This window comes from Streptomyces sp. NPDC045955, assembly GCF_056430805.1.
The window spans coordinates 105,800-130,400 of sequence record NZ_JBWKKY010000005.1; the positions used below are offsets into that span (position 1 = coordinate 105,800).

Here is a 24,601-nt window from a genome sequence, read left to right on the forward strand (position 1 = left end):
CCTAACTACTGGCGCGCAGCCGGCGCGAGATGACGTAGTTGACGATGCCGATGACGATCAGGATGAGGAACATCGTCCAGGCGATCGCCGAGGCACGGCCCAGGTGCTGGTTGACCCAGCCCTGCTCGTACAGGTAGAGACCGAGCGTCTGGAACTGGTGCTCCGCACCGCCGGAGGCGCCCTTGTTGGCGTCGAACAGCAGTGGCTCGCCGAAGACCTGGCTCGCCCCGATCGTCGACACGACCACGGTGAACAGGATGGTCGGACGCAGTGACGGCAGCGTCACGTGGAAGAACTGCTGCCAGCGGTTGGCCCCGTCCAGGGCCGCCGACTCGTACAGGTCCTGTGGGATCGCCTGCATCGCGGCCAGGTAGATCAGCGCGTTGTAGCCGGTCCAGCGCCAGATGATGATCGACGAGACGGCGATCTGCGAGGGCCACTTGTCGCCCTGCCAGTCGACCGGGTCGACCCCGACGAAGTCCAGCGCCCAGTTGATCATGCCGTAGTCACGGCCGAAGAGCAGCACGAACACCAGCGAGGCGGCGGCGATCGACGTGGCGTACGGCGCGAGCATCGCGACCCGGTAGAAGGTCGAGGCCCGCAGCTTGTAGTTGAGGATGTGGGCGATCCCCATCGCCATCAGCAGCTGTGGAACGGTGGAGATGATGCCGATGGTCAGGGTGTTCTTCGCCGCGTTCCAGAAGAAGTCGTCGTCGAAGATCCGGGTGTAGTTGCGCAGCCCCACCCAGTTCATGTCGGTGGGCGCGGTCAGCTCGACCTGGTGCAGCGACGCCCAGCCCGTGTAGATCAGCGGGAACAGACCGAAGGCGACGAACAGCAGGAAGAACGGCGAGATGAAGGCGTACGGGCTCCAGCGCACGTCCCGCTGCCAGCGGCGGGACAGCCGGGCGCGCCGTCGCCGCTCCTGCTCGGGGACGGCGTCCGCAGGCGGGCGGCCCGGGGCCGCGCCCCCCTCCACGGGGGGCGCGGCGGTGTCGTGACGGGTGGCCATCCGGGTCACTGGTCCAGGTTGTTGTCGATGGTCTTCGTCGCCGTCTTCCAGGCCTCCTCGGCGGACTTGCCCTTCGTGACGAGGATGACGCCGTTGTCCGTCAGACCCTGCTGGATGATCTGGTCCTTCGGGCCGATGGGCTGGACGGGGATCTGCTTGGCGGCCTCGGAGAAGATCTTGCCGATCGGCGCGTCACCGGTCATGTCGTTGACGGCGCCGGTCACTTCGGGCAGGTCGTACGCGGCCTGCGCGCTCGGGAAGCTGCCCTGCACCTTGAACAGCTTCGCCTGCTGCTCGGGCGCCGTCAGCCACGCGACCAGCTTCTTGGCCTCCTCGACGTTCTTGCCGTTCTTCGGCACCGCGAGGAAGCTGCCGCCCCAGTTGCCGGACTTGGGCGCCACGGCCACGTTCCACTTGCCCTTGGCGTCCGGCTTCGACTTGCCCTTGATGTAGCCCAGCATCCACGGCGGGCAGGCCATCGCGGCGAACTTGTTGTTGGCGATGGTCTGGTCCCAGGCCGGCTGGAACTGGGTCTGCGCGCCGAGCAGGCCCTTCTCGGCGGCCTCCGAGGTGAGGTCGAAGGCCTTCTTGACGGCCGGGTTCGTCTTGTAGATGACCTTGCCGGAGGAGTCGTAGAACTTCTCCTTCTCACTGCTCAGGATCGCGTTGAGCAGACCACCGGGGGAGTCCATGAAGGTGGTGCCCTTGGGCGCCTTGCCCTGGTACCGCTCACCGGCAGCCACGAGCTTGGCCCAGTCACCCGCCCACAGCTTGGCGACCTCCGCCGGGTCGGTGGGCAGGCCGGCCTGCTTGAACATGTCCGTGCGGTAGCAGATGGCCATCGGACCGACGTCCGTGCCGAGGGCGATCGTCTGGTTGTCCTTGGTCGTGGCCTGCTGCCACTTCCACTCCAGCCAGTTGCTCTTGTTCACTCCCGAAACCTTGGAGAGGTCCTCGAGCTTGGCCGCCTGGGTGTTCACGATCTCGGCGATGTTCCCGACCTCGACGGCCTGGACATCCTGCAGACCACTGTTGGTGGTGAGGTGGTTGAGCAGCGCCGGGTAGTAGTTCTCGTTCCGCTCGACGACGTTCTCGGCGATCTTGATGTTGGGGTTGAGCTTCTCGTACTCGGTGTAGAGCCCGGCTTCCTTGAAGCCCATGGTGCCGAAAAGCCCCAACGTGATCGTGGTCTTGCCCTTGTCACCGCCGTCCGGCGAGCCGGAGCCATCGTCCTTGCCGTCGTCGGCACAGCCGGCCAGCAGCCCGGCGCCCAGCGACGCGACGGCCGCGAGGACCATCGCCTTGCGGGCGGTTCGGATGCGTGCTCGCATGTCGTCCTCCTGTTGCCCTGACGTGCCGACCCCCCGGCCAACTGCATTGTTGGGCCCGTTTTACTCGCTGCGGCTCGGGCGGGGAACGTGCGGGTTGTGTATGTGTCAGGTACTGTGGGAGCGCTCCCACCAGTGATGTGTTGAAGGTTCTCCGGTCCGGGCGGGGGTGTCAAGGGACCGGACAGGGAGAGATGCGTTCAGTTATCGGGCTGTTAACTGGACCTTGGCCGTAGTCCCTTGCGGCCACGGGCGGCGGTATCGAGCCAGTCGGACCGGCCCGCGGGCACAAGCGGAAGGCCGGGGCGACGGGCGCCGGTAGCGGTCACTCCAGCTGACGAGCCTGTTAAATTCCAGGCCAGCCGCAGAGTGCGGGTGTGGACGGGAAGGCGGAGCCCATGGCAAGCCACGGAGCGCGGGGCCGAAGCGGTGGCCGGCCCACCCTCGAAGAGGTGGCGGCGCGCGCCGGTGTCGGCCGCGGCACGGTGTCCCGGGTGATCAACGGATCGCCCCGGGTCAGCGACGCGACCCGGGCGGCCGTCGAGGCGGCGGTCGCCGAGCTGGGTTACGTCCCGAACACCGCCGCCCGCGCCCTGGCCGCCAACCGCACGGACGCGATCGCCCTGGTCGTACCCGAGCCGGAGACCCGGTTCTTCGCGGAACCGTACTTCTCGGACATGCTGAAGGGCGTCGGGGCGGAGCTGTCGGACACGGAGATGCAGCTGCTGCTGATCTTCGCGGGCAGTGACCGGGAGCGGCAGCGGCTCGCCCAGTACCTGGCCGCCCACCGCGTGGACGGTGTCCTGCTGGTCTCGGTCCACGCCGACGACCCCTTGCCGGACCTCCTCGCCCAGCTGGAGATCCCGGCGGTGATCAGCGGCCCGAGGTCCGCCGCCGAGACGCTGACCTCCGTCGACTCGGACAACTACGGCGGCGCCCGCCAGGCCGTCGAGCACCTCATGGAGCGCGGCCGCCGCACGATCGCCCACATCACCGGCCGCCTCGACGTGTACGGCGCGCAACGTCGCATCGACGGCTACCGCGACGCCCTGCGCGACGCGGGTCACGAGGTGGACGAGCTGCTGATCGAGCCGGGCGACTTCTCCGAGGAGGGCGGCCACCGGGCGATGGAGGCCCTGCTGTCCCGCCGCCCCGACGTGGACGCCGTCTTCGCCGCCTCGGACGTGACCGCGGCCGGCGCCCGCCAGGCCCTGCGCGAGGCGGGCCGCCGCATCCCCGACGACGTGGCGCTGGTCGGCTACGACGACTCCGCCATCGCCCGCCACCTGGATCCGCCCCTCACCAGCGTCCGCCAGCCCATCGAGGAGATGGGCCGCAGGATGATCGACCTCCTCCTGGCCGAGATCGCCGACCGCCGCCCGCCGGTGTCCCGGGGGCTGGAACGCCGCCAGGTGGTCCTGGCGACGGAACTGGTGCCGCGCACCTCGTCGTGAGCAGTCACGGCCTGCTGGACCTCGCCGGGGCCGAGGAGGTCGAGCGGTACCTCGGTTCCGTGGGCGAGGTGTTCCGTGTCTTCCGCGACCAGGACTCGGGCTGTGTGTCGTACGGCGTCCGGCTCCCGGACGGCGACCACTGGTTCGTGAAGGAGGCGCCGACCGACGCCGCCGAGCGTTCCCTCGACCGGTCCTGGGCCTTCCACCGGGCGGTGCGGCATCCGGTGATCGTCCCGCAACTGCACCGGTTCGCGGTACGGGACGGCCGTACGGCGGTGGTGATGCCGTGGCGCCGAGGCGAGGTCCTCTACCACTCGACCTCCCGAAGGCAGGGGGGCCGCGCTGAGCAGGACAGCCCCATGGCCCGCTTCCGCGCCCTGCCGCTGGGCCGGGTCTGCCGTGCCCTGGACAGGGTGCTGGACGCGCACCTGGCGGTGGAGGCCGCGGGACACGTCGCCGTCGACCTTTACGACGGCGCGTTCCTGTACGACTTCGATGGCGACGAACTCCACTTGGTCGACCTCGACGAGTACCGCCCGGGCCCGTTCGTCCTGGCGGCGAACCGGCTCCCCGGCTCCCGCCGCTTCATGGCCCCGGAGGAGTTCCGCCGCGGCGCCCTGATCGACACCCGCACCACCGTCCACGCCCTGGGCCGGTCTCTGCGCCTCCTCCTGGACGCCGGCGACGACGAGTCGGCCTGGCGCGGGACAGCGGCGCAACTGGCGGTGGCAGAACGGGCGACGCGGGCCGATCCGGGCGAACGGTACGGCAGAGTACGGGAGTTGACGGAGGCGTGGCGGGCGGTGACGTCTGGGGCGTACGACATCCCGTTGGCGGCCGGCCGCCGGGGCAACCATGCCGTCACCGGGCACCCGGCATGAGTTCGATGCGTACGTCGTCGGATTCGCGGAGTACATACGTCGAGTCGGTGTCGTGCCGCCATCCCGTGGGCACGGCGTAGTAGCGCCCGCCGCGCTCGATGACGACCCTCAGCTCGGTGTACCGATAGCGATAGTGCATCTGCCGACCGAGGTCCTTCACCTTCAGGCCGCGGCCGGTCATGCTCAGTCGGTCGGTGCTGAAGACGACGACCGCCGTTCTGCCGACCAGGTGATCGGCGTCGCGCTCCGCATCGCGCAGACCGCGTTCGTGTGCGGCCAGGGCGACAGCCCAGAGCAGGCACAGACACACCGCCGTGAGCGGAGCGCCTCGTGCCCGGATGCCGCCCGGGCGGCTGCCGTCGCCGGCGGCGGTCGGCTGACCGCACAGGATGCCGACGGCCAGGAGAACGGGCACGAGCCATCCGTACGGCTGGATACGGCTCCAGCAGAAGAGCATGGCGACCGCCACGCCCAGAACGAGCAGGTGGAGACGGGCCAGGCCCCGGACGACCCGTCGGAGCCGACCGATCAGGGCGGGCGGAAGGAGACGCGAAAGCGAGCGGCTCGGCAGCTGCGGATCCCGCAGTACGACCACGGCCACCACGGCGGTCAGCACCACGGGAGCCGTCACCAGATGCAGACTGCGCATGACGAACTCGGCGAAACTCAGGCCGAGCGCCAGCACGTCGATGTGGAAGTACTCGAAGTACGCCCGGGTGTGGACCGCTCCGGCATAGAACAGCAGCGCCGCGAGGAGCGACACGAGGGTGGCCAGGTCGGCCGGGAAGCCGGCGCCCGGAAGGCGGGAGACGGGCGGCTCCGGGGCACCGGTGCCGGATACGCGACGCAGGACCCGACGGCGCCGACGCCGGGCCCCGGCCTGCCGCGGACGACGTTCGGGCGGTGGCGCGGACGCGCGGAAGTGGGGAGGGGGAACGGCGGGCGGGTCGCTCATGACGGGGACGCCCCCGGGGACTCCGTCCCGGCCGGTGACGCCGTGGACGTGGAACCGCAGGAGGACGGAGGGCTGCCGGGCGAAGGACCGGGAGACGCGGAGGGGCCCGGGGACGGATCGGGGGACGACGAGGTGCCGGTGGACGGGCTGGGGGAGGGCGTGGTGCCGGTGGACGGGCCAGGGGACGCGGAGGTGCCGGCGGACGGACCTGAGGGACACGCGGGTGCCGCCGGGTCCGGCAGCAGTTGGTCCCTGGGGCCCGGGCCCGGGGCACGCGGTGGCGGCGGCACAGGGTCGACGGGGTCTCCACCGACAGATTGGTCGGGCGAGGGCGTGCTCGACCCGTCTGCCGACTGCGAAGGAGCGGGCCTGCTCACGGGGGCGCTCGGCTCACCGTGCCCGGGGGGTCCGTCCGGGACGGCAGGCCCCCGACTGGTGGTGGGCGAGTCGGCCGGGGCGCTCACGGACGCGCGCGGTGCTTCCGGGGTGGATTCCTGCACGGTCGACGAAGAGCAGCCCGCGGACGAGCCGAGCGAGGCGGCCACCGCGAGCACGAGACATCGCGGTCTCAGATGCCGTGCCCGTGAACGCCCCATGTGCTGTCGTGCCCGCCCTGTCGCCCGATCCAGGCGCGACAGTCTGCCGGAAGCCCGGGCTCCGGCAGGCCGATAGATCACTAATGATGATCTCTGCCCCCGCCTGATCACAGGTGACCGGAAGCGCGGCAGGACGTCATCCGGGTCAGGGGCGCGGCCCCTGGAGGGGGGCTCGACGAATGGGCCGGCTGAGCCGCCCGGCACCACGCCCGCTACGGACTCGGCCGCACGGCCCGCGAGGTCCGGGCCACCGTGCAGCAGATGCTCGCCGAGGCCGAACGGCGTCCGCTCCGGGTCGCGGGCACCCGTCTCGACGCCCCGGTCGTACGTCTGTTGCTCCGTCAGCTGATCCAGCATCAGGAGTACGACACATCCCTCGCGTCCGTGGTGACCTGTCCGCCGCGGCGCCCGGGGACCTGGCCGAGCCGAGCCCGGACCTGTCCGCCCTGCTGGCCCTGCTGTCCTCCCCGGAGCTGGCGGACAGCCTGGTCGGCGGGGCGATGTTCATGTGCGGCGACGGGGGCTGGCCGGCGGGCGGCTGGCCGGCCGATCCGGAGACGTACTGGCGCAACAGCGTCCGCGGCCGGGCCACCGAGCCGGTCTTCGGCCCGCTCGTCAACGGCATGATCGCTCCGTGCGCGTTCTGGCTCACAGCCCCGCGCGAGCCGGGGACCGGCATCGCCAACTCCGTGCCCTTGCTGATGGTGCAGGCCCGGCGCGACAACAACGTCCCCTACGCCGGTGCGCTGGAGTTCCACCGCCGCCTCACCGGCTCCCTCTGGTCACGGCCGACATCCGGTCCCACGGTGTCTACCGCCGCAGGGCGGAGGGGCTGACGCCGGTGCCGTGTGCCGACCGTCTCGTGAACGACTACCTGGGAACGGGACGGCTCCCCGCCGGGGACGTGGAGTGCGCGGGAGAGGGTGCGCGGTCGTGACGCCGTCGTGAAAAGCCTTCAGCCGGTGACCTCGTTCGTGAAGTCACCGGCTGAACACACAGGGTGAGTGACGGGACTCGAACCCGCGGCATCCTGGACCACAACCAGGTGCTCTACCAGCTGAGCTACACCCACCATGACCGGCTTGGAGGTCAGTGATTTCCCCGACCGGCCGAGAAAAAGTGTACAGGGTCCGAAGGGGTGCTCGCGCCCGGCTTTCGCGGCGCCCCTCCACGGGCCTCCGGCACGGCTACTGCGCAGGCAGTACGTGCTTCGCGGCGAGCTTCTTCGCGGTGTCCGAGTCGGGCCCGGGCTGCGGGACGAAGACGGCCTCGCGGTAGTAGCGCAGCTCCGCGATGGACTCGCGGATGTCGGCGAGCGCCCGGTGGTTGCCGTTCTTCTGCGGGCTGTTGAAGTACGCCCGCGGGTACCAGCGGCGGGCCAGCTCCTTGATCGAGGACACGTCGACGATCCGGTAGTGCAGGTAGTCCTCCAGCGTCGGCATGTCACGCAGCAGGAAGCCGCGGTCCGTGCCGACGGAGTTGCCGCACAGCGGGGCCTTGCCCGGCTCCTTGACGTGCTCCCTGACGTACGCCAGGACCTGCTCCTCGGCGTCCTTCAGCGTCGTGCCGTCCGGCAGCTCGGCGAGCAGCCCGGACGAGGTGTGCATCTGACGCACCACCTCCGGCATCGTCTCCAGCGCCCGGTCCGGCGGCCGGATGACGATGTCCACGCCCTCGCCGAGCACGTTCAGCTCGGAGTCGGTGACGAGGGCGGCCACCTCGATGAGCGCGTCGTCCGACAGCGAGAGGCCGGTCATCTCGCAGTCGATCCACACCATGCGATCGTTCATATGTCTCACCTTACGGTGAGCCGCCGCGGCCTGGACCGGCCGTGCGGTGACCTTGTGGCAGCCAGGTGCGTCCGCCTCGTGGCCGAGGGCGCATCGGCCCCCGAAACGGCACCGGGCCCGCGCGGAGGGTCACCTCCCCGCGGGCCCGGTCACCGGCTCACGTCACCTCACGTCGCGCTGCGCTGCCCCGGCAGACTCGCCCGGCTCGACACGTACGACTCCCGCCCGTTGTCCGACGCGGCCGACGCCGACGCGGACAGGGCCGGGGACGATCCGACCGCGCTCGCCGCCGCCGTACGGCGGGACTGCAGCGGGACCGGGTGTTCCGGATGCAGCGGGGCGGGCGGCTGGCCGGGATGCCCCGTGTGCCCGGACATGCCGGGCCCGGTACCGCCCGGGGCGGCCTCGGTGTCCTGCGGCCGCTCGCCCTGCGGGCGCCGGGCGCGGTAGGCCGCCCGGTACGCGGCCGGCGACGAGCCCAGCTGGCGCCGGAAGTGCCCGCGCAGGGCGACCGGCGACCGGAAGCCGCAGCGCCCCGCCACCTCGTCCACCGAGTAGTCCGACGTCTCCAGCAGGCGCTGCGCCTGGAGCACCCGCTGTGTGATCAGCCACTGCAGCGGGGCACTCCCGGTCAGCGAGCGGAAGCGGCGGTCGAACGTACGACGGCTCATGTACGCGCGTGCCGCCAGCGTCTCCACGTCGAACTGTTCGTGGAGGTGCTCCAGCGCCCAGGCGACGACCTCGGCGAGCGGGTCGGCGCCGATCTCCTCTGGTAAAGACCTGTCGAGGTAGCGCTCCTGGCCGCCGCTTCGGCGCGGGGGCACGACGAGACGCCGGGCCAGGGCCCCGGCCGCCTCGTTGCCGTGGTCCGTGCGCACGATGTGCAGGCACAGGTCGATGCCCGCGGCGGTGCCTGCCGACGTCAGCACGTCGCCGTCGTCGACGAACAGTTCCCGCGGATCGACGTGCACCGACGGATAGCGTTTGGCCAGCGTCGGCGCGTACATCCAGTGTGTCGTCGCGGGCCGGCCGTCCAGCAGGCCCGCCGCCGCGAGGACGAAGGCGCCGGTGCACAGCCCGACGATGCGGGCGCCCTCCTCGTGTGCCCGGCGCAGCGCGTCGAGCGCTTCGTCCGGTGGCGGAGAAGTGATCGAACGCCAGGCCGGTACGACGACCGTGCCCGCGCGTGAGATCGCTTCCAGGCCATGCGGCGCGGTGAGTTCCAGGCCCCCTGTGGTCCGCAGTGGGCCGTCCTCGCCGCCGCACACCAGCAGTCGGTAGCGCGGCACGCCGGCGTCCTGGCGGTCGATCCCGAACACCGACAAAGGTATGGAACTCTCGAAGATGGGGCCGCCGCTGAACAGCAGCACCGCGACGATCTCCTTGCGACGTCGCCCGGAAAGCTTCCGGGCCGCGGCTTCCGGCGCGGCAGTGGAGTCGTGGCTCATACTGCTAAGCCCCCCTCGGTGGTCGCGGCTCCTCGGTTGTGTCGCTCCTGCACGTTTCCCCTCGGTCCTGCACGAGTCCCCCGCCGTAGACAGTCAAGATCGAATCTACTGTGTCCCGTCGCGCCGCAGTGGCCGGTTCGGCACTCGGCACATTGTCGACTTGGCAACTTGGCGTGAAGCATTCGATCACGAAGCGTTGCACTCGTGGGGCGTGCGGGGAAGTGCGCCTTGTCGCAGTGGCCAATCCGCGTAGGGTGCGCGGCACCCCGGAGGCTCTTTCCGTGCAGGTCGAACGGGGGTTGCGGGGTGGTCAGGGAGGGTGATGCGCGGGTGTGAGAAGTTGGCTGAAAAGCAGCGTGCGTGTGCGCGGAAACCGGTCAGCCGACCGGTGTATCCCCGCCAGTGTGCCGTCCGCCGCGGTGCGACCCTGTTCCGGTGCGGTGGTGCCGGCCCCGGTGGGGCGCCCGGTCCTCGGCCGCCAGCCGGGCCGCCCCGCGCTCGGACTGCCGCAGCAGCACCCGGCACGCGCCCGTGACGGCCGCGAGCCCGAGGGCCGTGCCGGCGGCACCGGCCAGGGAGGCGCCGTACCCGAGGAGCACGAGGGGGACGAGCACGCAGCTGAAGGCCGCCCACCGAACCACATCAGTCGCGGCGTCCCGCGGCGGCGGGGTCGCGCGGTCCGCCTCGGAGGCGGGGTGGGGTCCGGACATGCGTGCTCCCTGTGGCGTGACTCACGGCGTTCAACGCGCGGCCGGTGAGCAGGTCACTGTGTGACCCGACCGCCCCCACGGGTAAGTGAATCCTGTGCAAACCGCCTGTACAGCGCAGCAACCATTGCGTTACGGGCGCCGCCTCGTGCATGCTCCCTGGAACCCACACGCACGGCGGGCGGGATCTGGGCTAAGGAGGCGTGCCGCCGTACCCTTGGGGGTATGGGGTTGGGAAGACCATTCCCGGACACAGCTCCGCCGCACACTGCTGGATCTGTCAGCGAGCTCCGCTCGCGGGCCCACCCATAAAGGATCACAACGCCGAGACAGCCATGGCCGGTCACGAATTCTTCGAACCCGCGGACCGCAAGCGGCCCGTCGCCGATCCCACGGCGGCCGAGCCCCTGGCGGCGGAAGAGCCACGCCACTCCTGCGATCCCGCCTTCAAGCACGGGGTCGTCGTCGGCTTCGACGGCTCCACGTCCAGTGAGCGCGCCCTGGCGTACGCGATCGGCATGGCCCATCGCTCCGGGTCGGGCCTGATCATCGTCCACGTCGCCAACCGGCTGCCGACCACGGTGTGGGCCGGTTGTGAGCCGCCCGTGTTCGTGGACGTGCCGGATCACCGGACGGAGGTGCTCGGTCTTGAGCTGGCCTGTGCGGACTACCTCGCCGAGGTGCCCTGGATCCTGGTCGAGCGCGGCGGCGACATCTGTCACGAACTCGAAGAGGTCGGCCGGGAGTACGAGGCCGACGCGATCGTCGTCGGGTCGACCCACGGCCTCGTCGGGCGGATCTTCGGCTCCGTCGCCGGGCGGCTCGCCAAGCGGGCGCAGCGGCCCGTCATCGTCATTCCCTGAGGGCCAACTCCCTTGCTCCCCTTGTGCAGTGCGTGAACCTACTCGCGCGTAGAGGTGTTTGTGCCCTTGTGAAGGGCATATACGGGACACCGCGCAACTGCACCTGCACGAAGGGAGCCCGCCGTGGACAAAGACGTCTCCGCGGGAAGCGGAATCACGACCGTGGCCGGTCGACTCGCCCTCGGAATCACCCTGTTGGCCTTCGGGCTGGGGCATACCGCCGTGTTCGACGGAGTGTCAGCCGCTGACGCCGTGTCAGTCGCCCGGTATGTGGGCGGCATCGCGCTCTTCGCCGCCGGGTTGCTGGCCCTGCGGGGTGGGGACTCCGTCGGCGGGACGGCGTTCACGGTGCTCGGGGCGCTGTGGTTCACCTGGGCCGTGTCGGCCGGCGCGCAGGTCTCCGCCAACGCGGCAGGACTGTTCCTGCTGTTGTTCGCGCTGGTGGCGCTGTCCTTGACGCTCGCCGGAGGGAACCAGCTCGGGCAGGGCGTGTACGGGCTGTTCTTCGTCTCGCTGCTGCTGCTCGCGATCGCCGCGTTCGCAGGCAACGACGGGCTCGCGAAGGTCGGTGGGTGGTTCGCCGTGGCCGCGGGGGCTGTTGCCTGGTATGCGGCCACGGCGGGGCTCGCGCGCTGGCCCACGGCGGTTCCGCGACGCGCTGCCGGCCGGGGAGTGACGGCCACCGGTTAGCTGCGCCGGCCGGGGAGTTGGGCGGCTTCCCGGCGATGAAAACGGACCCCCTGCGCTTGGTGGCAGCGCATGGGGGTCCGTCCTCGTTGTGTGGCCTGTGCGGGTGCGTGGGGGGTGTTCGCGCAGTTCCCCGCGCCCCTAGAAGAGGGTCACTTACTCAACCGTCACTGACTTGGCGAGGTTCCTCGGCTTGTCGATGTCCCTGCCGAGGGCCAGGGCCGTGTGGTAGGCGAGGAGTTGGAGGGGGATGCCCAGCAGGATGGGGTCGAGTTCGTCCTCGTTCTTCGGGACGATGATCGTTTCGTCGGCCTTCTCCTGGTGCTGGTGGGCCACCGCGAGGATCTTGCCGCTGCGGGCCTTGATCTCCTCCATGGCCGCGCGGTTCTTCTCCAGCAGGTCGTCGTCGGGGACGATCGCGACCGTGGGGAGGGCCGGCTCGATCAGGGCCAGCGGGCCGTGCTTGAGCTCGGAGGCGGGGTAGGCCTCGGCGTGGATGTAGGAGACCTCCTTGAGCTTCAGGGAGGCCTCGCGGGCCACCGGGTAGCCCCGCACCCGGCCGATGAAGAGCATCGAGCGGGCCTCGGCGAACTGCAGGGCCAGCTTCCTGACGTCCTCCTCGTGCTCCATGATCTCGGCGATCTGGGCGGGCAGCTTGCGCAGGCCCTCGATGATCCGCTTGCCGTCGCGGACCGACAGGTCGCGGGTGCGGCCCAGGTGGAGGGCGAGCAGCGCGAAGGCCACCGTGGTGTTGGTGAAGCACTTCGTGGAGACGACGCAGACCTCCGGGCCGGCGTGCACGTAGATGCCGCCGTCGGCCTCGCGGGCGATCGCGGAGCCGACCACGTTCACCACGCCCAGGACCCGCGCGCCCTTGCGCTTGAGCTCCTGCACGGCGGCGAGGACGTCGTAGGTCTCGCCGGACTGGGAGACGGCGATGTAGAGGGTGTCGGGGTCGACGACCGCGTTGCGGTAGCGGAACTCCGAGGCCGGTTCGGCGTCGGCGGGGATGCGCGCCAGCTCCTCGATCATCTGGGCGCCGATCATGCCCGCGTGGTACGAGGTGCCGCAGCCGAGGATCTTCACACGGCGGATCCGGCGGGCCTCGCGGGCGTCGAGGTTCAGGCCGCCCAGGTGCACGGTGGAGAAGCGGTCGTCGATGCGGCCGCGCAGCACGCGGTCCACGGCCTCGGCCTGCTCGTGGATCTCCTTGTGCATGTACGTGTCGTGGCCGCCCATGTCGTAGGAGGCCGCCTCCCACTCCACGGTGGTGGGCTCCGCGGTGGTGCGGGTGCCCTCCGTGGTGTACGTGCGGAAGTCGTCGGCCTTCAGGGTGGCCATCTCGCCGTCGTCCAGGGTGACGATCTGGCGGGTGTGGGCGACCAGCGCGGCGATGTCCGAGGCGACGAACATCTCCTTCTCGCCGATGCCGAGGACGACCGGGGAGCCGTTGCGGGCGACGACGATCCGGTCGGGGAAGTCGGCGTGCAGCACGGCGATGCCGTACGTGCCCTCGATGAGCCGGAGGGTCTCGCGGACCTTGTCCTCCAGCTTCGTCGCCTGCGAGCGCGCGATGAGGTGGGTGAGGACCTCGGTGTCGGTCTCCGAGAGGAACTCGACGCCGTCCGCCTCCAGCTTGCGGCGCAGGTCGGCGGCGTTGTCGATGATGCCGTTGTGGACGACGGCGACCTTGCCCTCGGCGTCGAGGTGCGGGTGGGCGTTGACGTCGGAGGGGGCGCCGTGGGTGGCCCAGCGGGTGTGGGCGATGCCGGTCGTGCCCTTGAAGCGGGCCGGGACCTTGGCCTCCAGATCGCGGACGCGGCCCTTGGCCTTGACCATCTTCAGGCCGGAGGCCTTCGGGGACGTGATGACGACGCCCGCGGAGTCGTACCCGCGGTACTCCAGGCGCTGCAGGCCCTCAAGGAGGAGGGGGGCGACGTCACGCTTCCCGATGTAACCGACTATTCCGCACATGTATACGTAGTCCTAGCCGTAGACGATGCGCCGCAGCTGCCGGAGCGAGAGCTCCGGCGGTGCCACCGCGCGGTACTTGAGATCCGCCTCGATCCGCTCGAAGATCGCCGCGTTCACCAGGCCCTGGGCCTGGAGCTCGCGGTGGCGGCGACGGACGTACTCCTCGGTCGTCTCGTCGAAGTAGGCGAGCACGTCCTGGATCACGCGCAGCGCCTCGCCTCGGTTGAGGGGCGTGGACCGCGTCAGGTGATCAACGAGTTCGTCGTGCACCCGGTAGATCCTGAGGCACCGGCGGCGCTTACGCAAGATTTCTGCCCGTTTCCGGGCAGACGGCTGTGGAAAACTCTTGGGGGAACGTTGAACCTGTCATGAGCGCCTGTTCGTGAAGCGTCCACCGGGCGGCCGGTGTCCCGTTGCCCGAGGCGTCGATTTTTGGACGCCATGGACACTCCTCGTATGGGCGTACCCGAGCGGCTCGCCGCGCGCATGAGCATGGCCGAGCAGCACGAGTACCTGCGCGCCAGGTTCTCCCGGCGCACGATGATCAGAGGCGGTGCCGTCACGCTCGGCGCCGTCACCGGTGGCGCGTTCGTGCCGGGCGCCACCGCCCAGGCCGCCGTTCCGAGCGGACGGCCGAGCACCGAGACCGTCGACGGGACCCACGTGGCCCCCTTCGGCCGCCACCTCGCCTACGGCACCGACCCGCGCACGGAGATGACCGTCTCCTGGCAGGTCCCGGTCGCCGTCAAGAAGCCGTTCATCCGGATCGGCGCCCACCCCACGGACCTCTCCCGGAAGATCGACGCCGAGGTCCGCACCCTCTTCACACCGGCCGGTGTCGGCGCGAGCGGCAACCACACCCAGTACTACGTCCACGCCAAGCTGACCCACCTGCGCCCGGGCCGGACGTACTACTACGGCGTCGGTCACCAGGGCTTCGACCCGGCCGAACCCCACCTCCTGGGCACCCTCGGCACCTTCACCACCGCCCCCGCGCACAAGAAGCCGTTCACCTTCACGGCCTTCGGCGACGAGGGCGTCAGCTACCACGCGCTCGCCAACAACAGCCTCCTCCTCGGCCAGAACCCGGCCTTCCACCTGCACGCCGGCGACATCGCGTACGGCGACCCCACCGGCCAGGGCCGGACCGACGACACCGGCTTCGACTCGCGCGTGTGGGACCAGTTCCTCGCCCAGACCGAGTCCGTCGCCAAGTCCGTCCCGTGGATGCCCGCCTACGGCAACCACGACATGGAGGCCTGGTACTCGCCCAACGGGTACGGCGGCGAGGAGGCCCGCTGGACCCTCCCGGACAACGGCCCCGACAGGAAGAACCTCCCGGGCGTCTACTCCTTCGCCTATGGCAACACGGCCGTCATCTCGCTCGACGCCAACGACATCTCCTTCGAGATCCCGGCCAACCTCGGTATCTCGGGCGGCACCCAGACCAAGTGGCTCGAAGCCCAGCTGAAGAAGTACCGGGCCGCGCCCGACATCGACTTCATCGTCGTGTTCTTCCACCACTGCGCCTACTGCACCTCCACCTCCCACGCCTCCGAGGGCGGGGTCCGGCAGGAGTGGGTGCCGCTGTTCGAGAAGTACACCGTGGACCTGGTCGTCAACGGCCACAACCACCAGTACGAGCGCACCGACGTCATCAAGGACGGCAGGGTCACCAGGAAGCTCCCGATCGGCGGCACGGCCTATCCGGAGACCGACGGCGTCGTGTACGTGACGGCCGGCGCGGCGGGCCGCAGCCTCTACGCGTTCAGCGCCCCGCTGTCGTACGAGGGCAACGAGCACGAGGTGGACTCCGTGTCCTCGTTCGTCAACGTCAAGGGCGGCAAGCAGAACGAGACCGTCACCTGGTCGCGGGTGCGTTACCTCGACTACTCCTTCCTGCGTGTGGACGTCACCCCCGCGCCGAAGGGACGCCTGGCCACGCTGACGGTGCGCGGCATCGCCGAGACCGGTGACCGGGTGGACCACTTCACGGTGGCGCGCCGGGCGAAGTAGCGCCCGTGGGGCAGCGCCCGAGGACGTTCCCGGGGTGTCCCGGGGTGTCCCGGGGTGCTACATCCGCTTCAGGATCGCCTGCTTGGCCAGTGCGAACTCGTCGTCCGTCAGGACGCCCGTGCGGTGCAGGTCGCCGAGCTCGCGCAGGCGGCGCAGCAGGGCGTCGTGATCGTCCTCGGCGGACGCGACCGGGGGAGAAGGCGGTTCCGGTCGCGCGTCCGGGACGTCGGCGGCGGCCCGGGCCGGGTGCGGAAGCCTGGCCTGGACCGCCGCGGCGACCAGCGCCATCAGCGGATCCTTCTTGAAGCCCCACAGCTCCACGGCGTTGGGGTCGTACTTGGGCGGGGTCTTGGTGGGGGCGTGCCGCACAGTGAAGCGGAGGTAGCCGTTCTCCAGGCCGGCGGCCGGCTGCCACTCCACGCCCGTGATGTCGGTGAGCGCGAGCGTGCGGGCACCGGCGGCGGCCTTGGCGTCCTCCGCCTTCCAGTTCCACTCCAGGCGTATGCGCTCGCCGTCGAAGCCGGCGGTGCCGTCCCCGGCGGAGACCGACAGGGGGACGGAGGGGCCCGGCAGCAGGTAGGCGGCGACCGGTTCGCTCGGCACCTGGTCCAGGAGCAGCGCGTTACGGACCTCGTCCGTCACGTACTCGGCGACGCCGTAGCGTTCGGGGTCGACGATCAGCTGGTACGGGTCGTGGGGCTCGGTGAGCCGGCCGCCCGTGGCGTGCAGCAGCGGGCAGGCGCCGTCACGCAGACGGAGCCTGAGCCGCCCCGCCTTCCTGCCCTGCTCGAAGGAGATCCCGGCCAACGCCCCGAGCGGGACGACGAGTTCACCCAGCTCCCTGCGCAGCAGACTGACGTTCCTGTCCCGCCCGGGGGTCAGTCGCAGGGCGTCGCCGTCGAAGGCCCATGTGCCGTCCTTCTGGATGATTTCCGCCATGGGGTGGATTGTTCCACCGGTCTCACGAGAGAGTGGTCCAGACCTCTTGGGGCTCAACGGCTCATGGAAGGGACACGCTTGTGAGAGACGGCCGTACGAGACCGCGCCACAGAACGCTTCGCCTGCTCGGTTCCCTGCTGCTGGTCGGGGTGGGCCTCTCCATGACCGGGGTCGGCCCCGCGCAGGCGGCGGCGCCCACCCCGCTCGACCGGGTGGTCCCCGCGCCCGCCTCGGTCACCCCGGGCGGCTCCCCCTACCGCATCACCCGCGGCACGCACATCCACGTCGACGGCTCGCCGGAGGCGCGGCGCGTCGCCGCGTACCTCGCGGCCGTCCTGCGGCCCTCGACCGGCTACCGCCTCCCCGTCACCGGCCCCGGCGCCGGGGGTATCCGGCTGCGCCTCGCCGAGGGGCCCTTCGGCGCCGAGGGCTACCGCATCGACAGCGGCCGGGGCGGCGTCACCATCACCGCGGCCAGGCCCGCCGGTCTCTTCCACGGCGTCCAGACCCTGCGCCAGCTCCTCCCCGCGGCCGTCGAGAAGGACACCGTCCAGCCCGGCCCCTGGCTGATCGCCGGCGGCACCATCAAGGACCGTCCGCGCTACGGCTGGCGCGGCGCCATGCTCGACGTCTCCCGGCACTTCTTCAGTGTCGACCAGGTCAAGCGCTACATCGACCAGCTCGCCCTCTACAAGATCAACAAGCTGCATCTGCACCTCAGCGACGACCAGGGCTGGCGCATCGCCATCGACTCCTGGCCGCGCCTCGCGACGTACGGCGGCTCCACGGAGGTCGGCGGCGGCCCCGGCGGCCACTACACCAAGGCCCAGTACAAGGAGATCGTGCGCTACGCCGGCTCCCGCTACCTGGAGGTCGTCCCCGAGATAGACATGCCGGGCCACACCAACGCGGCCCTCGCCTCCTACGCCGACCTGAACTGCGACGGCGTCGCGCCCCCGCTCTACACCGGCACCGAGGTCGGCTTCAGCTCACTGTGCGTCGGCAAGGAGATCACGTACGACTTCGTCGACGACGTGGTCCGGGAGCTGGCGGCGCTCACGCCGGGCAGGTACCTCCACATCGGGGGCGACGAGGCGCACTCCACCAGCCATGAGGACTACGTCACGTTCATGGACCGGGTGCAGCCGGCCGTCGCGAAGTACGGCAAGACGGTGATCGGCTGGCACCAGCTGACCGGGGCGACACCGGCGAAGGGGGCGCTCGCCCAGTACTGGGGGCTCGACAGCACCAGCGCCGAGGAGAAGGCGCGGGTGGTGAAGGCCGCGCAGAACGGGACGGGGCTGATTCTTTCTCCGGCCGACCGGGTGTACCTCGACATGAAGTACACGGAGGACACGCCGCTGGGGTTGTCCTGGGCGGGGTATGTCGAGGTGCGGCGGAGCTACGACTGGGATCCGGGGGCTTATTTGCCCGGGGTGCCGGAGCGGGCTGTGCGGGGGGTCGAGGCGCCGTTGTGGACGGAGACGATCGAGAACTCCGGGCACATCGAGTACATGACGTTTCCGCGGTTGCCGGGAGTTGCGGAGGTGGGGTGGTCGGCGGCGGAGACCCATGACTGGGAGCGGTACAAGGTGCGGTTGGCTGCGCAGGCTGAGCGGTGGGACGTCCTGGGCATCGACTATTACAGGTCGCCGCAGGTGCCGTGGGGGTCTGCCGGGCGGTGATTCGTCTGCGGGCCGGTGGGGGCTGGTCGCGCCCACGCGGCGGAGCCGCACGTTGATACAGCCCCGCGCCCCTGAAAGCATGCGCAGTTCCCCGCGCCCCTGAAAAACGACAGACACCCTCGGTGGACCGTACACCGGGGGTGCCCGTCTGCTTTGGGGGTCAGAACTCCGCGATCGGGTTCCTCAAGGTGCCCACCAGTTGGAGAGCGCCGGAGGGGTCGGAGAGGTCGACCATCTGTTCGTTGTTGCGGAGTTGGAGACGGTTGAGGCAGGACAGGGCGAACTCGGGGGCGAACATGTCGTACTGCTTGAACTTGTCGGCGAGTCCGGGCATCGAGTCCTGGTAGGCGCGGGTGACCTCCGCGACCGTGCGCCAGAAGTCGTCCTCCTCCAGGATGCCCTCGGAGGCGAGGTTCGCCGCGAGGAAGCGGAAGAAGCAGTCGAAGACGTCCGTGAAGACCGACAGGAGTTTCTTGTCCTCCGGGACCTCCACGCGCAGTCGCTCCACCGTCGGCGGCAGGACCGCGTCCGGGTCCATGACGGCGATCTCCTCGGCGATGTCCTTGTAGATCGCCCGCTGCACGACCCCGTCCTTCAGCACGAGGATGACGTTCTCGCCGTGCGGCATGAACACCAGGTCGTAGGCGTAGAAGCTGTGCAGGAGGGGCGTGAAGTAGGCCTGGAGATAGCGGCGCAGCCACTCGGTCGGGGCGAGGCCCGACCGCTCGATCAGGGCGCCCGCGACCGACGCACCCTCGTGGTCGACATGGACCAGGGACGCCATGGTGGCCAGGGACTCGCCCTCCTTCAGGGACGGCACCGGGCTCTCCCGCCACAAAGCGGCGAGCATCTTGCGGTACGGCGAGTAGCGGTCCGTCGCCTGTTCGTACTCCAGGTGCCGGTAGCCGACGGCGGCGCGCTCGCGGATGATCGACAGGCCGGTCGACCTCAGGACCGGGTCGTTGTCGATGAGCTGGGCCAGCCAGTCGTTGATCGCGGGCGTGGCCTCCATGTAGGCGGCCGACAACCCGCGCATGAAGCCCATGTTGATGACGGACAGGGCCGTCTTCACGTAGTGCTTCTCGGGGCTCGTCCGGTTGAAGAAGGTCCGGATGGACTGCTGGGCCAGGTACTCGTCGTCGCCCTCGCCGAGGCAGACGAGGTGCTTCCTGGCGACCTCGGCCGCGAAGGTGACGGTGAGTTTGTTCCACCACTGCCAGGGGTGGACCGGGATGAGGAGGTAGTCGGCCGGGTCCAGGTCCTGGTCGCGCAGGACGCCGTGGAAGCGCTCGACGGTCTCCGCGCCCAGTTCCTCGCGCAGGAACGACTCGTACTCGATGCCGACACCGGCCGTGAACGCGGCCCGCGAGCGGTGGGCCGCGAGCCAGACGAGCCGGACGGGGCTCGCCGTCTCCGGCGCGTACGACAGGTACTCGTGGATGCCGAAGCCGAGCCGGCCGTTGTTGGCCACGAAGCAGGGGTGGCCCTCGGTCATGCCGGTCTCGATGGTCTGGAAGTCGCTGCGCGCGAGCTCGGCGGCCGTGGTCCGCGGCTTGGTGAGCTTGTAGCAGGTGCCCGAGAGGGTGGAGGAGATCTCCTCCAGGTAGACGGGCAGGATGTCGTCGCTCAGGCCGAGGGACTTCTGCATCTCGATGAAGAAGTCCAGTGCGGCGAGCGGGAGTTCGGCGCCGTCCCGGTGCCGGGTGATCGAGTCGGCGTCGATCTGCCAGTGGTCGAGGGCGCGGAGCGTGGCCGTGAAGGTGTAGCGGGTCTGGCCGTCGTCGCTGCGGACGACGTAACCGTTCCCGTCCTGCTCGGGGGTGATCAGGCGCTCGTGGGCGAACTCGGCGAGTGCCTTGCGGATCAGGAGGCGGTTGGCCCGCGCCCAGCGGTGGGGGGACAGATGCGCTACGGCGTCGGACAGGGTCATACGGCTACTCCTCGGGCGGCCAGGAACTGATCGCGCGTGCAGAAGCTCAGCAGCGCGCGCTTTTCCGGCTTGTCGATCTCGCGCTCGGGCACGAAGCCGACGGCCTCGTTCAGCGCGTGGACTGCCTTGTTGCTCACGTCGGGCTCCACCACGACCCGGCGCGTGCGCGGGTCGGCGAACAGCTCGTCCATCACGGCCGTGATGACGGCCCGGGTGAAGCCGTGGATCGGACGGTCGGTCGGCGCGACCAGGAAGTGCATGCCGACGTCGCCGGGCTCCGGGTCGTACAGCCCGGTCAGTTCGACGTACCGGGGGTCGTACTTCTCCATCAGGAACGCGGGCCGGTCCTGGTGCAGGCCCAGGTAGGCGTGGTGGTGCTCGTGCGCCGCGATGCGCATGTACTCGCGCTCGACGTCCGGGAGTTTCGCGTCCTGCATCATCCAGTAGGCCGCCTTGGGGTGGGTGACCCAGGAGTGCAGCAGCTCGGCGTCCTTCAGCGGGTCGAGCGGGCGGATGGTGAACGTGCCGATGCCGGTGGTGCTCATACGGAGAACTCCTGGAACGCGATCGTCTTCTCCACCGGGTAGTACTCGGTGCCGAGCAGCTCGCGGATGATGTACGCGTTGCGGTACGGGCCCATGCCCAGGTCGGGACTGGTGATGCTGTGGGTGTGGACGCCGGCGTTCTGGAGGAAGATGCCCCGGCCGGTGACATCGACGGCGTAGTTGCGGGCGACGTCGAAGTTGCCCCGGGAGTCGTAGACCAGGCGGTCGCGGACGGGCTTGAGGAACTCCGGCTCGGCGTACCGGTAACCGGTGGCCAGAATCAGGCCTTCGGAGGTCAGCTCGAAGTCCTTGCCCTGCTCCTCCTGGCGGAAGCCCAGCGTGTACGTGCCGTTCTCGTACGTCGCCCTGGTCAGCGAGGAGTTGGTGAGCAGACGCGTGGGCACGGGAGCGCCGAGGTTCTTCTGGTAGAGCAGGTCGAAGATCTCGTTGATCAGGTCGCCGTCGATGCCCTTGAACAGGCCCTTCTGCTCGGCCGTGAGGCGGTAGCGGGTGGCCTCGGGCAGTTCGTGGAAGTAGTCGACGTACTCCGGCGACGTCATCTCCAGCGTGAGCTTGGTGTACTCCAGCGGGAAGAAGCGAGGGGAGCGCGTGACCCAGTTCAGCCGGTAGCCGTGGACGTCGATCTCGCTGAGCAGGTCGTAGTAGATCTCGGCGGCCGACTGGCCCGAGCCGACGAGCGTGATCGAGTCCTTCTTCTGGAGCTCGGCCTTGTGGCTCAGGTAGCGGGAGTTGTGGATGAAGTCGCCGCCCAGGTTCTCGCAGGCCTCGGGGATGTGGGGCGGGGTGCCCGTGCCCAGGACGAGGTGACGGGCGCGGAAGACGTCTCCGGCCTCGGTGTGTACGAGGTAGACGTCGTCCTCGTACCGGACCTCCGTCACCGTCGTGTTGAAGCGGATGCTGCGCAGCCGGCTCGCGGCCCAGCGGCAGTAGTCGTCGTACTCGACGCGCAGCGGGTAGAAGTTCTCGCGGATGTAGAACGAGTACAGCCGGCCCTTCTCCTTCAGGTAGTTCAGGAAGGAGTACGGGGACGTCGGGTCGGCGAGGGTGACCAGGTCCGACATGAACGGCGTCTGGAGGTGGGCGCCGTCGAGGAACATCCCCGCGTGCCACTCGAAGTCGGGCTTCGACTCCAGGAAGACGCCGTCGAGTTCGTCGATCGGTTCGGTGAGGCAGGCCAGGCCGAGGTTGAAGGGGCCGAGCCCGATGCCCACGAAGTCATGGATTCTGTTCGGGTTTTCAGGACGCGCGGTCAAGGGAGTCTCCCAGGTACTGCTCGGCGTGGCCGGCGATCAGATCGAGGACGGCGGCGATGTCGGACGCCTGCGTCTCGGGGTTGAGCAGGGTGAACTTCAGGTAGTGGCGGGCGCCGACCTTGGTGCCCGCGACGATGGCGTCGCCGGAGGCGAACAGGGCCTTGCGGGCGTAGAGGTTGGCGCGGTCGATCTCGGCGGGGTCGGTGACGGACGCCGGGATGTAGCGGAAGACCAGGGTGGACAGGCTCGGCTCCACGACGACGTCGAAGCGCGGGTCGGCGGCGAGCAGCTTCCAGCCCTCCCGGGCCAGCTCGCACACCTCGTCGAAGAGCTGCCCGATGCCGTCGGCGCCCATGGTCCGCAGGGTCATCCACAGCTTGAGGGCGTCGAAGCGGCGGGTGGTCTGCAGGGACTTGTCCACCTGGTTGGGGATACGTTCCTGCACCATGCGGCGCGGGTTCAGGTACTCGGCGTGGTAGGTGGCGTGCTGGAGCGTGGCGGCGTCGCGGACCAGCACGGCGGACGAACTCACCGGCTGGAAGAAGGACTTGTGGTAGTCCACGGTGACGGAGTCGGCGCGCTCGATGCCGTTGAGCCGGTCCCGGTGCTTCAGGGAGGCGAGCAGGCCGCAGCCGTAGGCGGCGTCGACGTGCATCCAGGTGCCGAACTGCTCGCACAGCTCGGCGATCTCGGGCAGCGGGTCGATCGAGCCGAAGTCGGTGGTGCCGGCGGTGGCGACGACGGCCATGGGCACGAGGCCGTCCTGCTTGCAGCGCTCCAGCTCGCGGGCGAGGGCGACGGTCTGCATGCGCTTGTCGTGGTCGACGGGTATGGAGACCACGGAGTCCTGGCCCAGGCCCAGCAGTTTCGCGGACTTCTTCACGCTGAAGTGGCTGACCTCGGAGGCGAAGATCCGCAGTTTGGCCAGGGCGTCGGTCTTGGCCTCCTCGCGGGCCAGCAGCAGCGCCTGGAGGTTGGACTGCGTGCCGCCGGAGGTGAACACGCCATCGGCGGCGGGGCCGAGGCCGATGCGCTCGGTCGTCCAGTCGATCAGTTTGCGCTCGATGAGCGTGCCGCCGGCCGACTGGTCCCAGGTGTCCAGGGAGGAGTTCACGGCGGACAGCACGGCCTCGCCGAGCACGGCCGGGATGACGACCGGGCAGTTGAGGTGGGCGAGGTAGCGGGGGTGGTGGAAGTAGACCGCGTCCCGGAGGTAGACGTCCTCCAGTTCGTCGAGCACCGCGGCGGTGTCGTGCAGCGGCTTGTCGAGGTCGATCGCGTCGATGGCGGGAGCCAGGGCGTCGACGGTGACGCCGGTGAACGGCCGTTCGGTGGTGGCGATTTTGGCGGCCACCCGCTCGACTCCGGCGGTCACGGAGCGGCGGTACTGCTCCGCGGTGGTGTCGTTGAGCAGGTGCGAGCGCATGTGGGGGTCCTCCGGTGGGGACAGTCCGGTGCGGGACAGGGGCGGGCTGAACCGCGGTTCAACTTAGGTTAGCCTAACCTAAGTTGTCTACTGGGGAACCGGGCTCTGCCGTGACTGTGGTCACTTGGGTCACATGGGTGGGAAGAGGCGGGGAGGGGGTGGGGAGCGGTTGGGTTGCGGGCTATCCCTCTGTCCGCAACTGCTCCTCGCTCACGCCACGACGCCAGTAGCCGACGAACGTGACCCGGCGGCGGTCGATCCCGCGCTCGCCCACGAAGTGCCGGCGCAGCTGCTTCACACAGCCGGACTCGCCGGCGATCCACACGTACGGCCGCTCGGCCGGGGGCAGTTGGGCCTCGCGGAGGACGTCGAGGGCCATGCAGGAGTCCTCGCGGCCCTCCTCCTCCCTCACGAGCCAGGTGATCTCGGCGTCCGCCTCGGTCACCAGGTCCTGGATGTCCCCGGCGTGCGGCACCTCCAGCCAGACCCGGGCGCGGGTGCCGGCCGGCAGCGACTCGACGATGGCCGAGGCGGCCGGTACGGCGGTCTCGTCGCCCCAGACGACCACGAGGTCGGTGTCCTCGGGCGGCCGGAAGCGGATCGCCCGGTTGTCGGCGACGGCCGGCCCGAGCAGCAGCACCCGGTCTCCGGCGGTGGCACCGGCGGCCCAGCGGGAGGCGGGGCCGGCCTGGACCGTGGCGCCCGGTTCGACGCCGTGCAGGGCGAAGTCGATGTCGATCTCGTCCGGGTCGCGGCGCAGCTCTCGCAGGGTGTACGACCGCATCACGGCCCGTACGTCGTCCGGCAGTTCACGCCAGCCCTGCCACCACCCGTCCCCGAGCTCGAGCGGGACGACCGGCTCGGGCTGTCCGGGGTGGGGCAGGAACAGCGACAGTGACTGGTCACGCCCGTCGGAATGAAAGGCGTGCAGATCGGGCCCGCCGAAGGTGACACGGACCAGGGACGGACCGAGCCGCCTCGTCCGCACGACCTGAAGCGAGAAGAACCGGAACGGGGCGGCCACGGCGGTGGTCATATACGGCTCCTGAGTTGTCGTCAGGCGGTGGGGGAGTGTGCCCTTTCGGGGGCGC

21 protein-coding genes and 1 tRNA gene are annotated in these 24,601 nt (G+C 70.0%); 7 read left to right on the forward strand and 15 right to left on the reverse strand.

The genetic code is table 11. The features are described 5' to 3' along the window. Position 1 precedes the first annotated feature (1 nt). Together AC07F0_RS12070 and AC07F0_RS12075 are read right to left on the reverse strand one after the other, a co-directional pair. Positions 2-1,012 carry a carbohydrate ABC transporter permease gene (locus tag AC07F0_RS12070; RefSeq protein WP_478977499.1) on the reverse strand — a complete coding sequence of 337 codons (1,011 nt, stop codon included), beginning with the start codon at positions 1,010-1,012 and terminating at the stop codon, positions 2-4. Between the two features lie 5 nt (positions 1,013-1,017). Continuing rightward, the gene (locus tag AC07F0_RS12075) at positions 1,018-2,343 is read right to left on the reverse strand and encodes an ABC transporter substrate-binding protein (RefSeq protein ID WP_478977502.1); all 1,326 of its coding nucleotides are present in this window, start codon (positions 2,341-2,343) and stop codon (positions 1,018-1,020) included. 395 nt (positions 2,344-2,738) lie between these two features. On the opposite strand from AC07F0_RS12075, the gene AC07F0_RS12080 reads away from it, so the two are divergent. Next, entirely contained in the window at positions 2,739-3,794 is a 1,056-nt protein-coding gene (locus AC07F0_RS12080; protein ID WP_356929697.1) for a LacI family DNA-binding transcriptional regulator, read from the forward strand. Continuing rightward, on the forward strand, positions 3,791-4,675 hold the full coding sequence (locus AC07F0_RS12085) for a serine/threonine-protein kinase (protein WP_478977505.1): 885 nt from the start codon (positions 3,791-3,793) through the stop codon (positions 4,673-4,675). Before AC07F0_RS12080 ends, AC07F0_RS12085 begins: the two co-directional genes overlap by 4 nt. Here AC07F0_RS12085 and AC07F0_RS12090 read toward each other — a convergent pair. Continuing rightward, positions 4,656-5,849, reverse strand: a complete 1,194-nt coding sequence (locus AC07F0_RS12090; protein WP_478977508.1) for a hypothetical protein — start codon at positions 5,847-5,849, stop codon at positions 4,656-4,658. The genes AC07F0_RS12085 and AC07F0_RS12090 overlap by 20 nt on opposite strands. An 883-nt stretch (positions 5,850-6,732) precedes the next feature. Here AC07F0_RS12090 and AC07F0_RS12095 point away from each other — a divergent pair. Further along, positions 6,733-7,062, forward strand: coding sequence for an alpha/beta hydrolase (locus tag AC07F0_RS12095; RefSeq protein ID WP_478977511.1), 330 nt, complete (start codon positions 6,733-6,735; stop codon positions 7,060-7,062). 163 nt (positions 7,063-7,225) lie between these two features. Here the strand turns inward: AC07F0_RS12095 and AC07F0_RS12100 are convergent. From AC07F0_RS12100 to AC07F0_RS12115, 4 genes are all read right to left on the reverse strand, one after another. Further along, positions 7,226-7,298: transfer RNA gene (locus AC07F0_RS12100), tRNA-His, on the reverse strand. Positions 7,299-7,413: 115 nt separating this feature from the next. After that, positions 7,414-8,016, reverse strand: a complete 603-nt coding sequence (gene orn, locus AC07F0_RS12105; protein ID WP_478977514.1) for an oligoribonuclease — start codon at positions 8,014-8,016, stop codon at positions 7,414-7,416. A gap of 167 nt (positions 8,017-8,183) precedes the next feature. Then, a complete protein-coding gene (locus tag AC07F0_RS12110; protein WP_478977517.1) occupies positions 8,184-9,464 on the reverse strand; it encodes a helix-turn-helix domain-containing protein in 1,281 nt (426 codons plus the stop codon). Between the two features lie 377 nt (positions 9,465-9,841). Beyond that, positions 9,842-10,174: a hypothetical protein gene (locus AC07F0_RS12115; protein WP_478977520.1), complete on the reverse strand. Its 333-nt coding sequence runs from the start codon at positions 10,172-10,174 to the stop codon at positions 9,842-9,844. Between the two features lie 332 nt (positions 10,175-10,506). On the opposite strand from AC07F0_RS12115, the gene AC07F0_RS12120 reads away from it, so the two are divergent. Together AC07F0_RS12120 and AC07F0_RS12125 are read left to right on the forward strand one after the other, a co-directional pair. After that, the gene (locus AC07F0_RS12120) at positions 10,507-11,034 is read left to right on the forward strand and encodes a universal stress protein (protein WP_062927012.1); all 528 of its coding nucleotides are present in this window, start codon (positions 10,507-10,509) and stop codon (positions 11,032-11,034) included. 123 nt (positions 11,035-11,157) lie between these two features. Beyond that, the gene (locus AC07F0_RS12125; protein WP_478977523.1) at positions 11,158-11,724 is read left to right on the forward strand and encodes a GPR1/FUN34/YaaH family transporter; all 567 of its coding nucleotides are present in this window, start codon (positions 11,158-11,160) and stop codon (positions 11,722-11,724) included. 153 nt (positions 11,725-11,877) lie between these two features. On the opposite strand, the gene glmS is transcribed toward AC07F0_RS12125, so the two are convergent. Together glmS and AC07F0_RS12135 are read right to left on the reverse strand one after the other, a co-directional pair. Then, positions 11,878-13,695 (reverse strand): glutamine--fructose-6-phosphate transaminase (isomerizing), encoded by a 1,818-nt coding sequence (gene glmS / locus AC07F0_RS12130; protein ID WP_478977526.1) that lies wholly within the window; start codon positions 13,693-13,695, stop codon positions 11,878-11,880. 12 nt (positions 13,696-13,707) lie between these two features. Next, complete coding sequence (locus AC07F0_RS12135) at positions 13,708-13,965, reverse strand: hypothetical protein (protein WP_037673904.1); 258 nt, start codon at positions 13,963-13,965, stop codon at positions 13,708-13,710. Positions 13,966-14,151: 186 nt separating this feature from the next. Here AC07F0_RS12135 and AC07F0_RS12140 point away from each other — a divergent pair, with 186 nt between their 5' ends. Beyond that, complete coding sequence (locus tag AC07F0_RS12140) at positions 14,152-15,711, forward strand: purple acid phosphatase family protein (RefSeq protein WP_478977529.1); 1,560 nt, start codon at positions 14,152-14,154, stop codon at positions 15,709-15,711. 57 nt (positions 15,712-15,768) lie between these two features. Here the strand turns inward: AC07F0_RS12140 and AC07F0_RS12145 are convergent, their stop codons facing one another. Beyond that, positions 15,769-16,650 (reverse strand): DUF4429 domain-containing protein, encoded by an 882-nt coding sequence (locus AC07F0_RS12145; protein WP_478977532.1) that lies wholly within the window; start codon positions 16,648-16,650, stop codon positions 15,769-15,771. Positions 16,651-16,811: 161 nt separating this feature from the next. Here AC07F0_RS12145 and AC07F0_RS12150 point away from each other — a divergent pair, with 161 nt between their 5' ends. Further along, positions 16,812-18,335, forward strand: a complete 1,524-nt coding sequence (locus tag AC07F0_RS12150; RefSeq protein ID WP_478977535.1) for a beta-N-acetylhexosaminidase — start codon at positions 16,812-16,814, stop codon at positions 18,333-18,335. A gap of 160 nt (positions 18,336-18,495) precedes the next feature. Here AC07F0_RS12150 and AC07F0_RS12155 read toward each other — a convergent pair whose 3' ends face one another. The 5 genes from AC07F0_RS12155 to AC07F0_RS12175 all read right to left on the reverse strand — a co-directional run bounded on the left by AC07F0_RS12155 (position 18,496) and on the right by AC07F0_RS12175 (position 24,546). Continuing rightward, complete coding sequence (locus AC07F0_RS12155; protein WP_478977538.1) at positions 18,496-20,265, reverse strand: IucA/IucC family protein; 1,770 nt, start codon at positions 20,263-20,265, stop codon at positions 18,496-18,498. Next, the gene (locus AC07F0_RS12160) at positions 20,262-20,810 is read right to left on the reverse strand and encodes a GNAT family N-acetyltransferase (RefSeq protein WP_478977541.1); all 549 of its coding nucleotides are present in this window, start codon (positions 20,808-20,810) and stop codon (positions 20,262-20,264) included. Before AC07F0_RS12160 ends, AC07F0_RS12155 begins: the two co-directional genes overlap by 4 nt. Next, positions 20,807-22,084, reverse strand: a complete 1,278-nt coding sequence (locus AC07F0_RS12165) for a lysine N(6)-hydroxylase/L-ornithine N(5)-oxygenase family protein (protein WP_478977544.1) — start codon at positions 22,082-22,084, stop codon at positions 20,807-20,809. Before AC07F0_RS12165 ends, AC07F0_RS12160 begins: the two co-directional genes overlap by 4 nt. Beyond that, on the reverse strand, positions 22,068-23,510 hold the full coding sequence (desA, locus tag AC07F0_RS12170; RefSeq protein WP_478977547.1) for a lysine decarboxylase DesA: 1,443 nt from the start codon (positions 23,508-23,510) through the stop codon (positions 22,068-22,070). The genes AC07F0_RS12165 and desA overlap by 17 nt, the downstream gene beginning before the upstream one ends. Positions 23,511-23,691: 181 nt before the next feature. Next, on the reverse strand, positions 23,692-24,546 hold the full coding sequence (locus tag AC07F0_RS12175; RefSeq protein WP_478977550.1) for a siderophore-interacting protein: 855 nt from the start codon (positions 24,544-24,546) through the stop codon (positions 23,692-23,694). Positions 24,547-24,601: the final 55 nt, after the last annotated feature.